Origin of the sequence: Piscinibacter gummiphilus, assembly GCF_032681285.1 — a bacterium.
Taxonomy (GTDB): Bacteria; Pseudomonadota; Gammaproteobacteria; order Burkholderiales; family Burkholderiaceae_C; genus Rhizobacter; species Rhizobacter gummiphilus_A.
Genome location: NZ_CP136336.1, coordinates 1,347,066 through 1,362,251, shown reverse-complemented (window position 1 = coordinate 1,362,251; position 15,186 = coordinate 1,347,066). Strand labels below are relative to the sequence as shown.

Here is a 15,186-nt window from a genome sequence, read left to right as displayed (position 1 = left end):
GTCAGGCTCCCATGGCGTTGGTGGCGGCGCCGGCCACCGAGCCAGCGTCAGGCAGCAGCACGTACAGGCCCATCACATCGACCGGCAGGCTGGCGGTGACCTGATAGCTGCCGCGGCCTTCGGCGGCCTCGCGCACACGACGGTGGTCGGCCAGCAGTGCTTGGGCCCGGGCCTTGGCCATGGCTTCGAGCTGGGGCTGCCAAGCGGGCAAAGCGTCGAGGGTGGCCTGGAGCTGCCGGTCGCGCAGCGGCGCGGGCATGTTGCGGGTGGCTTCGGCTCCCAACAGTTGGCGGGTCATGTCGGGGGCGAGTTCGGCAAAAGGCTCGGAGCCCATGGCGGCCACGGCCACGGCTTCCTCGCACATCAGCAGACGGGTCTGGTTGCCATGGCTGACGGTGAGCTGGTGGCGGATTCGCAGCAGCAGCACGGTGGTCTTGAGCGACACGCCCTTCACGAAGGCAGCGCCGGCGCGAGCCACCGCGGTGTCGTCGGCCGCAGGCGCGCCCTCGTCGAGGGCTTGTTCAAGCAGCGTGCCGGCCAGGACGGACACCAGCGGATGAGTACGGTGGACGAAGGTGGCGCCCTGCGCTGCGGGTTGGTGAAAGTCGATGCGCAGGGTATTGGCCAAGCCCTCTGCCGCGAGGCGCTCGCGCACGGCAGGCGGCAAGTGCTCGGTCAGCAGCTTGAAATGCTGCCCGGACTTTTGGGATGTGGGCTGCAGCGGCGCGCCGAGCTGGGCAGCGGCACGGCTGACGAAGCGCTCGACCTCGGCCTCGCCACCGAGCACTGCGGCCGACTTGCGCCACTCCGGTAGTACGTCCTCGGGCTTCAGCCGGCGCTGGGCAAAGATACTGCGGTTCTGTTTGGCTTTCTCCTTGGCGCTCTGCCAGGCCAGGTCGATTTCCTTGGCCGGCTCGCCGAAGAGGTCCAGCTGCGACTGGGCGTTGAGCGCACCCTTGCGCAGCAGCACGGCGTTCATCAGCGCCTGCGTGAGCTTGCCCTCGTTGTCGGGCATCGGCACCAGCACGCCCAGCTCCTTGCGGATGCTTTCGGCCTTGCGCAAGATGACCTGCAGGACGGCGCCATCGACGGGGTTGTCCTCGCCGTACAGCATCGTGCTGCGCACCTCGCGCGCCTTCTGCCCGAAACGGTCCACGCGGCCTTCGCGCTGTTCGTGGCGCGTCGGGTTCCAGCTGAGGTCGTAGTGCACGACGGCAGTGAACAGGCCCTGCAAGTTGATGCCCTCGGACAGGCAGTCGGTGGCCACCAGGACGCGGAACTCGCTCTCGCCCAACTGGTCGACCGCCGCCTCCCGTTCGTCGGGCGTCAGCTCGCCCGTCACGGCCTTGACGGTGACGGACTTGAATTTCTCCTGCAGAGCGGCGGCCAGGTAATGCGCCGTGGCGATGTAGCGGCAGAAGACAACGGGCTGGAAGCCTTCTTTCAGCAGCAAGGCGACGTGCTCCTGCAGCTTGGCGAGCTTGGGGTCGTTCTGCTGGCCGGCCAGGGCGGCGGCGCTGGCCATGAGGGCCTGCAGGCGCTGGCTGTCTTCGGTCTGGGCGCCGGGTTCGATGTCGTCGGTGGACAAGGCATCGTCGGTGCCGTCCAGCACGCGGTCGCTGGCCTGGGCTTCGAACTCCTCCAGCGAGGTGGCCTCGGCCTGGCCTGCTTCGCCCAGAGCGCCCTGAAGGCGGGTGCGCAGCGCGTTCACGGCAGCGGCCGGGGACGACGAGATGCAGCGCAGCAGCGCCAGGGCAGCCCACCAGTTCATGCGCTGTTCGCGCAGGGCCTGCCCTTCGGAGCGTTCGACCAACTCCCGCGCATAGGCCAGCACATCGTTGAAAAGCTGGCCCCAGGCACCGGTGAGCTTGTAGGTGATTTCGGCCGAGCGGCGGTCGGGGAACATCGACGTGTCTTGCCACTCTGCGATGTCAGGCCGACGGCGCTGGACGAAGTGGCGTGACAGGTCTTCCCGCAGGTCGCTGCGCTGGCCTGCGGGCAGGTCCTTCAGCTGGGTGAAGTCGGGACGCAGCAGGCCCAGCAGGTTGAAGAACGCCTCTTCGTCACCGCTGTGTGGCGTGGCGGTGAGCAGCACGAGGTGGCGCGTCGCGTCAGCCGCCAGGCCCTTGAGCAATTGGTAGCGCTGTTGGCGGCCCTGGCCGGCCTGGGTGCAGGTATGGGCCTCGTCGACGATGACGAACTCGGGGCAGAAGCGCTGGAAGGCTTCGCGCCGCCGCTCGGACTTGATGTAGTCCAGGCTCACCACGGTGTAGGGGTGGGCATGGAATACCGAGGTGCCGGGTGGCAGGTCGCGCTCCAGGCGGTCAGCAGTGTTGGAGCGGACGACGACGGCTTGAATGTGGAAGCGTTCCGCCAGCTCACGCTGCCACTGCTCGCACAGGTGTGGCGGGCACAGCACGGCCAGGCGCTGGACCTCACCGCGGTCGAGCAACTCGCGCGCGATGAGCGCGCCCTCGATGGTCTTCCCGATACCGACATCGTCGGCAATCAGCAGGCGCACCGTCGGTTGCTTGAGCGCCATCAGCAGCGGCACCAGCTGGTAGGCGCGCGGCTCGACGGCGATGTTGCCGAAGCTGCGGAACGGGCCGGCGCCGTTGCGCAACTTGAGCTGCAGGGCATCCAGGAGCAGTTGGCTGGCCGAGTGATTGCGCGCCTGCTCGACAGAGGGCCAGGGAAAGGTGGCTGGTTGGACCGGCTGGCGTTCCAGGGGCAGGTAGATGAGCGTTTCGTCGCGCTCACCACCGCCCAGGGGGCGCAGTCGCAGGGTTTGCGTGTCGGATTCGGGTAGCACTATCCACTCGCGGCCACGGGCCGCAACCAGGCTGCCCAGGAGAAATTCCGGCGTCGGAGCATTCATGTCGTATCAGGCCTTGCCGGGGCCAAAGAGGTCGGCGTTGTCCTTGAAGAGGTCGGGCCAGCGGGCCTGTTCCTTGGGGAAGCGCACCACCAAGACGCCCAACTCGTCGAGGGCGCGGTCAATGGCGGCGTCTGCGGCTCGCTGGGTGTCGGTCTCGTGATGCGGTCCGTCGATGAAGATGGCGAGGTTCAAGTCGTCGTAGAAAAAGTCGGCGCAGGCATTGACGCCGGCAACGGTGTGCTGGCCGCGGTCAGGCTTGCGGTAGCCATGCTCGTTGACGTGATCCAGCCAGGCCTGCTCCAGCGTGCTGCCGGCGGTGCGGGCGAGCTCGGCGTCGTGCTCCTGGGGGGCGCGACCTTGCGTGCCCTGGTGGGCGCGCGCGGCCGTCAGGCGACAGAGGATGTCCAGCAGCAATCCACCGGCATCCTTGTCCTTGCGGTCGATGAGCGTGTGGTCGGGCTGGTTGTAGTACGACAGCAGGCAGCGGTAGCAGCCGGCCTCGCACAACGGCTTGCCATCGTGGTCCAGTTCTTCCGTAAGCGTCTTGCGAGTCCATGCCTGTCCGGCGGGGGGCGGCTGGAAGTGCATGACCTCTAGAGCTTTGGCCGCGACAGCCGAGAGCGCCTCGGGCTCAGTGGCCAGGCGGGTCAGCACGCCGGCCCCACCTTCGGCGGCTTCGAACAGCAGGATGGACTGGCGGTTGTCGCGGGTGGGCAGAGGCTCGGCCATCAGCTCGCTCTCTTCGAGCTGATAGACAGCCTCGATGCCACGTTTGAGCGCGTACTGCAGCGTCGTCAGGGTCTCGGCCTCAAGTTCACCGAGGCGGTAGTGCGGCCGCACGATGAGGATATTTCGACGGTCCTCGACGTAGGGCACGATGCGCTGCGGCGGCGTCTTGTCGGGGGGCGATTCGCCTTCGACCTCCTTCTCGCCGTTGCCGTCGTCAACACCACCGACCCAGTGGCCCGTGACCGGGTTCATCATGAAGCCCTGGATGGACTTCTCCTTGCGGCGACGCCAGCCGAAGTTCATGCGCCAGACCGTGGCGGCGGGGCCGTACTGCATTTCCAGCAGCGGGCCTTCGTCGTCTTCAACCACCGTCGTGACCATCTGAAGCTTGCCTTCGGCTTCAGCGAACTGCAGGGTGGTCTGCATTTCGTAGCCCTGCCGGACCCGCTCTTCCTCGTTGGCGGTGATGCGCTCGGCGCGTTTGGTCGAGACGTTCTCGATGCGATAGAGGTTCTTGACCTCCTGCGCGCCGGACAGCGAGGCGCCGCAGGACACGCAGCGGTCTGCATCGCGCTGGGACCGAAAGTGGCCATAGCCGCAGGCCGGACACAGACGGGCGACCTCGGTGGGCAGCTTCGCGCCGTCGGTGACCTGGTCTTGGCCCGTGATGGTCAGCAGAGCCTTGGTGACGCGGTACTGGCTGCCCTCGTGGTAGATGAGGCTGTAGGGGCCGAACTCGCCCAGCGCCAGGAACCGCGGACGCGACAGGAAGCTCTCGCGTCCAATGGAGCCGCGCCGTGCAGGCAGGTAGGCCAGCAGCGGTAGACGGGGGAAGTTGTAGCCCGGTAGGAAGCCCTGCGAGGCCAGGTAGCGGTAGGTGTAGAAATCCGAGTTGAAGGCGCTGTCGCCGGCCAGCAGCAGGTCACGCTGCTTGCGGGCCTCGTTGTGGCGCTGCTGGGCTTCACGGCGCTCGCGCTCCGAGGCGGCAGGGTTGTTCTCGATTTTGAAGTTCAGCTCGATGGCTTGTGCCGTGGCACGGTAGAGGTCACGCCAGCGCTGCAGTGCGCCATCGAACTCGTAATACGCCCGCTGAAAGACGGACTCAGCCCAGTGCTCGCTGTACCAGGGCGCGTTCTGCGCTGTGAGCTCGGTGGCCAGCATGCCCAGCACCTTGAGGCCGCGCTGGTGCGCGCGCTTCTTCGCGTCGGGCTTGTCGAGGTCGGCAGCCATGTCTTCTGCGACCGGTAGCTTCTCGGGCTCGTTCATGTCGAGCAGATCGCGGACGCTGTTGCCCAGCCGCTTGCCGGTCTCGGCGAGCCAGATGGCATGCATATGGCTCTTGACGAGCTCCAGGTTGGCCAGGTCCAGCGTGGGCGCGTTGACCTGCCCGTGCACCATGCGGACGGGGTCGCGGAAGTAGTACTGGTCGTGGGGGCTCTGCGATGCGCAGTACGTGATGACCAGCGCTGGCTGGCCTGCGCGCCCGGCACGGCCGCTTCGCTGCGCGTAGTTGGCCGGCGTGGGCGGCACGTTGCGCATGTAGACGGTGTTCAGTGACGAGATGTCGACGCCAAGCTCCATCGTCGGCGAGCAGAACAGGACCGGCAGCCATTCGAGTTCGACGCCGTTCTTCTTGCGCCACTCGTCGCGGTCTTTGTCGGTGTAGCGGAAGCGGGCCTCGCGCTCCAGGCGGTCTTCCTGTTCGACCTGCGCGGTGTGCTCGCGCGCCTCGAAGTCGAAGAGTTGGTGCACAGGGCTGCTCAGCAGCCCTGTGATGTTGCGGTACAGAGCGCGGAAGAACGCGTTGTCTTCGGCTTGGCGCTGACTCTGGCCTGAGCCTGCCTCCCACAGCAACGCAGTGCCGTTGAGCTGCCAGCCGGTGAGGCCGACATCGGTCTCTTCGCGTTTGACCAAGCCGTAGGACTCGGCGGCCTTGAGCAGTGCCGCAATGACGTCCGGGTAGGTCTGGTCGTTGATGTGCTTGTAGTACGGGTTGCCACCGCCCCAGGTGCTGCCTTGCCGAAGCAGCTTGCCCAGGCGAGACCGGCTGGAGCCGATGACCAGGAAGTCTTCCAACTGCAACCGACGACCGCGGCGGTCGGTCTCTTCGCGCGGGCGCGAGGTGACGAACCAACGGGCGGGCACTGGCTGCTCGTCTTCCGTGAATCCCCAGGGCTCCCGCAGGTTGGCGTAGCTCTGCGTGCGCAATTGCTCGAGCTCGGTGCGGTCAAGGTATCGCGTAGCGATGCAGAGCCCCTGGCGCATAAACTCGAACATGGCGCGCAGCACCACGGCCCGCTCAGCGGGTGTCGCCGACTGCAGAACCTGGGGTGCCTCGGCCCACTCGGCCGCATCGGCCGCAAGGTCGTCGATGTCCTGGTAGCCGATGCGTACCAGGCCCAGCTGCTCAAGGTTGGGGTTGTTGAAGCGCCAGCCGCGCCGCAGGTCGAAGTAGGCGCGGTAGCCCAGGATGCCGCGCATCGCCTCTTGCACCTGCCGACGCGTGTTGCCCTTGACCTCGGGTTGCTGCATGTACTCGGCACGCACGGCCGGGTCGTCACGGTGGAAGCCCAGAGCTTCGAAGACCGCGTTGGCGACCTCGCGCTCAGACAGCGCTTGTCCCCCGCCTTTCTGCACGGCCGACAGCAGCGCGGCGCGGGTCAGCAGTACCTGCAGGAAGTCGTTGAAGTGCCCGGCCTGTAGTGCGGCGTCCTGCCGGTTGTCGGAGAAGCCCAGGACCTTCTTGGCTTCAGCCGAGAGCTGCTGGTCCTGTTCGTACAGGTAGCGCAGGGCCGACAACGTGAGCATCGTCGTGGCGGAGCTCCGGCCTTCACCCGACAACGAGGTCAGCCGCAGGGCATCCTTGCCGGACGAGGTGTGCGAGACCCCGCAAGCCAGGCAGAAGCGGAAGGCACCCGGGATAAACCAGGCCTGCAGGCCCTTGTCGGTCGTCGTGACCCCGTCGGGCCGGAGCTTGACCGCTTGCGGCACGAATTTGCGCTGGCCTGACTTGATGCGCCATTCGCCGTCAGCCCGTTCTTCCAGCCATGTCTCCGGGTAGCGTTCCAGAACGTCTGGCTCCCAGAGACCGCGGCCGTCAGGCATCAGGAAGCCAAACTTGACTGCCTCGTCGTCGTGCTGTCGCTCATCGATGCTGCGGACGTCGAAGCCTCGACCTTCCGGGCCGTCAGTGTCCCAAACCGGGATGTACTCCTGCCCGCAGTCGCGGCAGAAATGCACGTGATAGTACCGCCGCTGCCGGTCGTCGTCGCCCGAGACGAATTGCTGGCCGTCGAGCGTGACAGCCCGCTGGCCTGGTGCTTCCAGCGTTGTGTAGACCTTGCCGCCGCCGGCGATGAACTGGTGCAGCTTGAAGGCGAACAGGCTCTTTCCGGCGTCGTCCGTGACCGCGTAGGCGCGCAGCATGAATTGCTGCAGGTAGGCCAGGCAGGCCTCGACGGACTCACCAGAAGCATCGTGCAGCAGCTGAGACGCATCTGCCAGCGTGCGCGGACGCGCGCGGCGTGGCTTGTCGTCCTCGTAGGTCAACCCGAGAGTGAGCTCTACCCAGACCGACATCGGGTGCGCCGCCATGGCCTCGAAGCTGAGGTCCGTCGGCACACCCGCACGGATGGCGTCTCCGAGCGCGCTTCGCACGGTATCGAGCGTCTGGCTCTCGGGTGTCGTGCGACGCAGCGTCTCGGTGATGACGTTGCGGTCGGCAATGGCAGTACCGAACAGGCGTCGCGCCACCTTCGCCACAACAGCATTGCGTTCCATCTGCGTGCCTTCGGACGCCATCGTGGCCGAGGTGCCGATGCAGATGAGCTCGTCAGAAAGAGCTTCACGCACGCGCCGCACTAGCAGCGCCACATCGGCACCCTGGCGACCGCGATAGGTATGCAGTTCGTCGAGGACCAGGAAGCGCAGGCCTTTGGCGTTGCGCATCACGGCCTTGTCGATGTCGTTCTGCCGGGTCATCAGCAGCTCGAGCATCATGAAGTTGGTCAGGAGGATGTCTGGCGGCGTCGCAGCCATGGCCTGGCGCTCTTCATCCGATTCCTGCCCGGTGTAGCGGCCGAAGGTGACGGCCCGAGCTGCAGGGTCTGAGCCCAGGAACTTCTTCAGCTCCTCAAGCTGCGAGTTCGCCAATGCGTTCATCGGATAGATGACGATGGCCCGGGTGCGTGGCGTCGGGTCAGCCTTCTTTGCCTTGAGGCAGGAGTCGACCACAGGGATGAAGTAGCTCAGGGACTTGCCTGAGCCCGTGCCGGTGGTCAGGACGTAGCTCTCGCCAGCCAGTGCCAAGCTGATGGCCTCGGCCTGGTGCTTGTGCAGCGGCAACGTCACCCCTTCAGAGCTGGCCGACTTGCCCAGACGGAAGATGGTCGAGCACTCGGGATTCAGTTGCCCCGCCTGGACGAGCTCATCGACCGTGCCACCCGACCGGTAGTTCGGGTTGATTTGGATGAGCGGCTCTGGCCAGTAGCGCTGGCTGTCGTACTCTCGATCGACGAAGGCCTTGATGTCTTCGGATCGAATACGCGTGAAACTGCGCGTGAACTGTTCGTATTCGCTGACGAGGCTCTCGCGAAACTGAAAAACGTCCATCTGTTGGCCCCCCTCAGACAGCACCCTTGTTGGGCGCCTGGCTCGCGCCGGATGTGGTCTTGACGCCGTGCTTCGTGCAGTGATCGCGAACCAGAACCTCGATGAAGCTGCTGATAGTTCTGTACTCCCGCTCCGCGGCCAATCGGACGAGCTCTTTCAGCTCAGGCGTAACCCGAAGGTTGAGCGTGTCGGTTCTGCGTTCCATCTAGGCATCTCCAGTGCCCACAATGTAACGCAACTGCAACTTAATGTTGCTGAGTGATTGCGGCGTAGATGACGTAGATTGGCCTGAATACCTCGGCGGCACCGTGGCATCTACCGCGTCTGAGGGGAGCAGCCCTGTTGTCAACGCGGCAGGCCGCAGGCCACCGTTTGATCGGAGGCCATCAATAAGCAGCTACAGGTCGAGTTTGCGCATTCGGTTGACCACGCGGTTGATGACGAGCGACCGACTTCTTTTCGAGTCAGCGGTCATTCATAGGCGAAATTTGAGTGGCGACTCGCAGTCTGAAGGAGGCCCATCGTTTCGGTGCCATGGTTGCGATGGCACCCCGGTCGTCACCCGGCGTAGCCGGGCCGCGCTGTACGTGCGAAGCATCGAGCCCCACGGCAGACCTGGGTCTCGACCTGACGGCTCCCATCGCTGACGCCTCCGCGGCGTGTGCGCCGCTGCGCGCTTCGCTTGCCGACTACGTGATGGCGTGCGGTGGTGAGGGCGGTCCTGCTGTGCCCTTTCAACCTACCACGCCGTGCTCGCCGTCAAGGGCGGCGCGTGCTGCGCACGCTGGCGGCCTCACGGCCGTCTTCGGCTGCGCCTTCGACCCTTGACTGCTTGCGCTGCGGCGTGGGTGGCCGGTTCCGGGCAATCCCGCCCGATTCCGAACCGGAGCCGATCATGTCGCAGCTTTCCCTGTCCTTGTCTTCTTCCGATGCCGCTTCGCTGCTCGTGCGCGATGTCGCGGGCAGCTACCGGCCGGCCGAACCCGCCGAGGTCCTGCAGGCGGCCCTGCGGGTGCTGGCGGGCCAGCTGCGCGGCAGCGCGATGCTGTCCTCGCCGCAGGTGGTGCGCGACTTCCTGCGCATCAAGCTGGGCGGGCTGGAGCACGAGGTGTTCGCGGTCATCCACCTGGATGCACAGCACCGGGTCATCGAGTACGTCGAGATGTTCCGCGGCACGGTATGCCAGACCTCGGTGTACCCGCGCGAGATCGTCAAGGAAGCCCTGGCGCGCAACGCGGCGGCCATGATCCTGGTGCACAACCATCCCTCGGGCTCGGCCGAGCCATCGCGGGCGGACGAGGCCCTGACGCAACGGCTCAAGGAGGCGCTGGCGATGGTGGATGTGCGCGTAGTCGATCACCTGATCGTGGCCGGTCCGACGGTCCTCTCGTTCGCGGAGCGAGGCCTGCTGTGAGTGCCGGGGGGGCTTCGGCCCTCTTTGGTGGAGGGCGGGTTCGCCGGTCCTCCATCGTGCCACGCCGTGCTCGCCGTCAAGGGCGGCGTGTGCTGCGCCCGCTGGCGGCCCGATGGCCGTCTGCGGCTGCGCCTTCGACCCCTGACTGCTTGCGCTGCGGCGTGCCGGTGACGGTTCCGGGCAATCCCGCCCGATCGACCGGAGTTCACCATGGACGACACATCCTACGTTTCGATGGAGCAGCACCTGTGCGCGGTGTGCGGCGTTCCTTACGACACAGGCAACCTGTTGCTGGACAGGCGCCTGCGCGCGAGCATGGCGCGCCACACGACTACGGGCTGGGGCCTGTGCCCCGAACACCAGCGACTGCATTCCGAGGGTTATGTTGCCCTGGTCGAATGCGACCTACGGCGCAGCGGCGATGCGGCAGTGGGGCGCATGCGGCCCGAGCAGGCCTATCGCACGGGGCGCATTGCCCATCTCCGGCGCGAAGTCTTCGGGCAGGTGTTCGATGTGCCCGTCGCGGCCGACCAGGCCATGGTCTTCGTCGAACCCGGCGTGATCGAGCGGCTGCAGGCCATGACGGTGCCATCCGAGGATTGACGGCGGACTGATTCGACGGTGCGCCTTGCCAAAGACGAGCAGGGCGCATCGTTCCCGTGGCGCTGGCCATATGCCGGTATCTCGTTCACGTGCCTTCGTCCAAGGTCCCCGGGGCTCGCGCATCGTCGCCGGCGGCCGCGGCCACGCAACGCCTGCGGCGTCCTTCACTGCGTTGCGGCCCTGCGGGTGTCTGGCCGCTCCTTCCGCCGGCGCTTGCCGCTTCGCGTCGGGCCCTCGCCCGGCGCGCGGCCGGCGCGTTCCGGCCAGGAGAACCTTCATGGCAACCGATCGCAACGGGCTTCCCGACACCATCGTCTGGCGGGGCCTCACCTACGACATTCCCGACTTCGACCAGATCGAGGCCTGGGTCTTCGGCAGCGTCTGCGAGACCCCCGACGGGGACACCGTCGAACCCGACCATCCCGACAGCTGGCTGAGCCTGCTCGGGATCGTCTGAGTCTGGCGCGGTGCGTCCGGGCGATCGGCGCACCGCTTCTATCTGATGCTGGCCTAGGTGGCAGGCCGCATCGCCACCCTCTCCTGCGCACGGCGCGCACCACGTCGACATGTTCTCTCCGGCGCGGCTACGCCGCGCCTGCGCGCCACCTGCCTGCAAGCAGGCAGCTTGCCTGGCCTTTGCGGGCGCTTCCCCCGTCAAGGGCCGCTGCGGCGCCCGTGTCCTCGGCTTCGCCTGCGGGCCGCGCCAGCGCCTTCGCTTCCTCCCTTGACGGCGCACCCGCGCCGGCCCCAGCCGGCCGTCATGGCCGCGAAGGGCTTCGCGGCCCCTGCGGAGCCCAACACCCAAGGAGAGCGCCCGTGCACAGCACCGAGTGAATCCACCCCCGTTTTCTTCCCCTTTCATCCACCGTGTCCCCGCGCGGGACAGGAGATTTCACATGAACACCGTTTCCCATTCCGAAGCCCAGGCCCTGCACACCGTGGCCGCTGCTGCGGCGTCTACCACCGCAGCGGGCGCCACCGTCACCGTGCCGGCCGCTGGCCCATATGAACTGCACCTGATCCCGCTGTCCAGGCTGCGGCCCTCGGCTCGCAACGTGCGCAAGAGCGGCGGCACGTCCATCCCGGAACTGGCCGCAAGCGTCACCCGCGTGGGACTGCTGCAGAACCTGACTGCCATCGCCTCGCCCGATGGCGAGCACTTCGAGGTGGTAGCCGGCAAGCGGCGGCTGGCGGCGTTGAAGCTGCTGGCCAAGCGCCGCAAGATCGGGCGCGACCATCCGGTGCCCTGTCTGCTGGTGCCCGATGCCTCGGCCCGCACCGTCAGCCTGACGGAGAACGTCCACCGCGAATCCATGTCGCCGGTGGACGAACTGTTTGCCTGGAAGGCGCTGGCGGCCGAAGGCCGGGCCATCGAGGACATCGCGGCAGACTTCGGCGTCACGCCGCTGGTGGTGCGCCGGCGCCTGAAGCTCGCCAACGTCTCGCCCCGGCTGCTGGCGGACTACCAGCAGGGCGAGGTGTCGCTGGAGCAGTTGATGGCGCTGGCGATCATCGACGACCACGCGGCGCAGGAGGCCGCGTTCTACGAGGCGCCGCACTGGCAGCGCGAGCCGGAGTCGCTGCGCGATCACCTGACGATGGAGGAAATCGACGCCGGCCGCGATGCGGTGGCGCGCTTCGTCGGGGTAGAAGCCTACGAGGCGGCGGGCGGCGGCATCCGGCGCGACCTGTTCGCGGATGAGCGCAACGGCGTGTTCCTCACCGATGCGGCCCTGCTGGACACGCTGGCGCGCGAGCGGCTGGAATCGGTGGCCGATGCGGTGCGGGCCGAGGGCTGGGGCTGGGTGGAGGCCGTGCCACGCGCCACTTCGGCGGAACTGCATCAGTTCCAGCGGGCGAGGCCGACGCGCCGGGAGCCGGGCAAGGCCGAGGCCAAGCGCCTCGCCAAGCTGGAGGCCGAGCAGGCCCGCATCCAGGACCGGCTGGACGACGAGGACGCCGACCTGTCCGACGATGGGGTGCAGGCGCTGCACGAAGAACTGGACCGGCTGGGCGATGAACTGGACGGCATCGAGCAGGGTTTGCTCGTCTACGCGCCGGGGGTGGTGCCGCTGGCCGGGGCCGTGGTGTCGATCGACCACGCGGGCGCGGTCGTGGTGCATCGCGGGCTGCTGCGCGAAGAACAGGCCAAGGCGCTGCGAGAGCAGGTGCGGCAGGACGCCGGGAGGGATGCAGGAGGCACCGAGGGGCAGGCCGATGCCGAGCCGGCCGGTCCCGGCATTTCGGAGAAGCTGGCCCGGCGCCTGAGCGCGCACCGCACCGTCGCCTTGCAGGCCGAGGTGGCGCGGCATCCCCGCGTGGCGCTGGTGGCCCTGGTGCATCTGCTGGCGCACCGGGTCATCCTCGACGGCTACGGCGGCTCGTCCATCAACGTCAGCGCTTCCCCGCAGGACCGGCTGTCGCACATGGCGCCGGACATAGACGAGTCCCCGGCGGCGCAGGGACTGGAACGGGTGCGCGAGGCCTGGGTGGCGCGGCTGCCGTCCGATCCCGAGGCGCTGTTCGCCGAACTGCTGGCGATGCAGCAGGAGGAACTGCTGTCGCTGCTGGCGCTGTGCGTGGGCCGTACTGTCGCGGCGTTCGCATCGAAGGAAACCGAAGTGCCTGCGGTGGCGCTGGCCCGGGCCGTGGGGCTGGACATGCACGACTGGTGGACGCCCACGGCGGGGGGCTACTTCGACCATGTGTCCAAGGCCAAGGCGCTGGAGGCGGTGCGGGTGTTCGCGCTGGGCGAGGTGCATCGCCTCGCCAAGCTGAAGAAGGCGCAGATCGCCGCCGAGGCCGAGCGGCTGGCGGCGGGGTCGGGGTGGCTGCCGGTGATGTTCAGGACGCCGGAGGCGGCGGCCATCGAGCAGGCCGAGCCGGAAGCCGAAGCCCAGACCGATGCGGACGGCTCCGAGCTTGACACGGAGGAAGAAGCGCACGCCACGGCATGAGCCAGCGCCCCGGCTTCGGCCGGGGCTTTTGCCGCGCCTCGGCCTGGTGGGCCTCGGCGCGGCGCGCGCGGCAGGTGTGCCGCGCGCGGAGATACACCCAACTCAGCGGGCTTTGCCCGTGCATCCTGGGCAGGCGCCCCGCGATGCGGTGCGCGGACGTGCGATGGGCCTGGCTGCGCCAGGTTGTGCGGAGCGATGCCTTCCCCGATCCTGGCGAGCGGTGGGTGGCCGTGATCCGGTACAAGGTCGTTGACGGGCCGGATGCCATGCCGACGTCTCCTGTCGCTGTCTCCTGCCGCGCTCCTGTCGATTCGATGCGGCGGTGGGTGCTGTCTTGGTCGCTGGTCAGCCGGCTTGGCGTCCGGTGTGCCGAACCATGCCGGAAGGCTGTGGCAGCGTTGGCGTAGCCGGTGCCCCTGGTTCCTTGCGAGGGTCGGTCCGCTCCCTCGGCCTTGTCTTTGAGCGTGAATCCTGGCGTGGGCACGGCGCACCTTCACTTCGCTGTCGCTGCGTTCCGGCTCGCCTCGGGCTTGATCGCCGCAACCGGCCGGCCCGACAAATTTCCCCTGCGCTCTCGCGCATTCCTCGCGAGCCAAATTTCTTGGACCGGCCGGTCCTCCACTGCGTTGCGGCCCTTCATTGCATTACGAGTGCGGCGCGCCCGGACCCGCGCCGGCCGGATCACCGCACAAGGCCGCGATGGGCGCGGACCTGGCACCACCCCGAAAGGAAATCACCATGAGCACCATCGGCAACTTCACCGCGACGGGCAACAGCTACACCGGCACCGTGCGCACGCTCACCCTGAACGTCAAGGTCCGCATCGTGCCCAACGACAAGGGCAGCGAGCACGCCCCGGATTTCCGCATCGTCGCGGGCAACGGGCTGGAGATCGGCGCGGCCTGGAAGAAGGTCAGCAAGGCCGACCGGCCCTACCTGTCGGTGACGCTGGACGACCCATCCTTCCCGGCCACCCTCTACGCCCGCCTGGTCGAAGGCGAGGACGGCGCGCACAACCTGATCTGGACGCGCAGCAAGGCCGACTGATCGCCGCCCCAGCGCCCCGCTTCGGCGGGGTGCCTTGTGCTGTTCGGCTCGGGCGTCGCTGCGGGCCGTGGTGGCGTGCCGAAGATCCACCGTGTCGTCGCAAAGCCGTTTCTGCGTTTCTGTGTCTTGGCGGATGGGCGTGAAAGCGCGGGACCGGTTCTCCGGTTCACAGGGTTTCAGCAAAGGCGGGTTGGAGTCAGTGCGGTTCCGTGCGTCTCCGGCCGAGACCGGACCGCGCTCTTGCGCTCCGCATCGAGCCACCAGGCCACGGGTGTCCTGGCGTCTCGACCCATCCGGGCGCCGATCGCTGACGCCTTCGCACCTGCGGTGCTGCGCGCTGCGCTTGCAGGGGCAGCGAGGTGCGCGGGGACGGGCTGGCTTGCGTGGTCCTTCATCGTCGCACGGCGGTCTCCGCCGTCAAGGTCTGCGCGTGCTGCGCACGCTGGCGTCCTGGCGGCCGTCCTCGAACCTGTGACGGCGGCGCTGCGCCGCGCGGCCTGCGGGCCCGGGCAATCCCGCCCGGCATCCATGAAGGAGCAGACCATGATGACGTTCATCACCGACGAACAACGCGCGCAGTTGCTGGCCAACGGCCGGCGATCCATCGAGGACGAGGGCTTCGACCCGCCGCCGGTGGTCAAGCTGTTCACGCCCGATGCGGGCGCCACCTGGCTGCTGACCGAGATCGACGGGGACGGTGATCGCTGCTTCGGGCTCTGCGACCTGGGCCAGGGCTTCCCCGAGCTCGGCTATGTGAGCCTGCACGAGTTGGCGATGCTGCGCGGTCCGTTGGGGCTGCCGATCGAGCGCGACCTGCACTTCCGCGCCGACAAGACCATCGGCGCCTACGCGCGCGAAGCTCGGCTGGCCGGGCGCATCGTGGCGTAGCGGTGGACGGCACCGCCGGGTGGCGGTGCCCGCTCTGGCGCCCGCGGGTGGCCCGCAGC

At 67.7% G+C, this 15,186-nt stretch carries 9 protein-coding genes; 6 read left to right on the top strand and 3 right to left on the bottom strand.

Translation table 11 applies throughout. The features are described from left to right. Position 1: 1 nt before the first annotated feature. From RXV79_RS06575 to RXV79_RS06565, 3 genes are read right to left on the bottom strand one after another with little or no spacing between them, the layout of a single operon-like run. The gene (locus RXV79_RS06575; RefSeq protein WP_316702604.1) at positions 2–2,878 is read right to left on the bottom strand and encodes a DUF8741 domain-containing protein; all 2,877 of its coding nucleotides are present in this window, start codon (positions 2,876–2,878) and stop codon (positions 2–4) included. A gap of 6 nt (positions 2,879–2,884) precedes the next feature. Then, positions 2,885–8,218, bottom strand: coding sequence for a DEAD/DEAH box helicase (locus RXV79_RS06570; RefSeq protein ID WP_304304837.1), 5,334 nt, complete (start codon positions 8,216–8,218; stop codon positions 2,885–2,887). A 13-nt stretch (positions 8,219–8,231) separates the two neighbouring features. Then, complete coding sequence (locus RXV79_RS06565; RefSeq protein ID WP_304304836.1) at positions 8,232–8,423, bottom strand: type II toxin -antitoxin system TacA 1-like antitoxin; 192 nt, start codon at positions 8,421–8,423, stop codon at positions 8,232–8,234. A 690-nt stretch (positions 8,424–9,113) separates the two neighbouring features. On the opposite strand from RXV79_RS06565, the gene radC reads away from it, so the two are divergent. The 6 genes from radC (at position 9,114) to RXV79_RS06535 (ending at position 15,127) form a co-directional block, all read left to right on the top strand. Beyond that, on the top strand, positions 9,114–9,632 hold the full coding sequence (radC, locus tag RXV79_RS06560; protein ID WP_304304835.1) for a RadC family protein: 519 nt from the start codon (positions 9,114–9,116) through the stop codon (positions 9,630–9,632). A gap of 210 nt (positions 9,633–9,842) precedes the next feature. Then, positions 9,843–10,235 carry an ATPase gene (locus RXV79_RS06555; protein ID WP_304304834.1) on the top strand — a complete coding sequence of 131 codons (393 nt, stop codon included), beginning with the start codon at positions 9,843–9,845 and terminating at the stop codon, positions 10,233–10,235. 277 nt (positions 10,236–10,512) lie between these two features. Then, positions 10,513–10,692, top strand: coding sequence for a hypothetical protein (locus RXV79_RS06550; RefSeq protein WP_304304833.1), 180 nt, complete (start codon positions 10,513–10,515; stop codon positions 10,690–10,692). A 439-nt stretch (positions 10,693–11,131) separates the two neighbouring features. Then, the gene (locus tag RXV79_RS06545) at positions 11,132–13,192 is read left to right on the top strand and encodes a ParB/RepB/Spo0J family partition protein (protein ID WP_304304832.1); all 2,061 of its coding nucleotides are present in this window, start codon (positions 11,132–11,134) and stop codon (positions 13,190–13,192) included. 738 nt (positions 13,193–13,930) lie between these two features. Further along, positions 13,931–14,239, top strand: coding sequence for a DUF736 domain-containing protein (locus RXV79_RS06540; protein WP_304304831.1), 309 nt, complete (start codon positions 13,931–13,933; stop codon positions 14,237–14,239). Positions 14,240–14,782: 543 nt separating this feature from the next. Then, a complete protein-coding gene (locus RXV79_RS06535) occupies positions 14,783–15,127 on the top strand; it encodes a DUF2958 domain-containing protein (protein ID WP_304304830.1) in 345 nt (114 codons plus the stop codon). Positions 15,128–15,186: the final 59 nt, after the last annotated feature.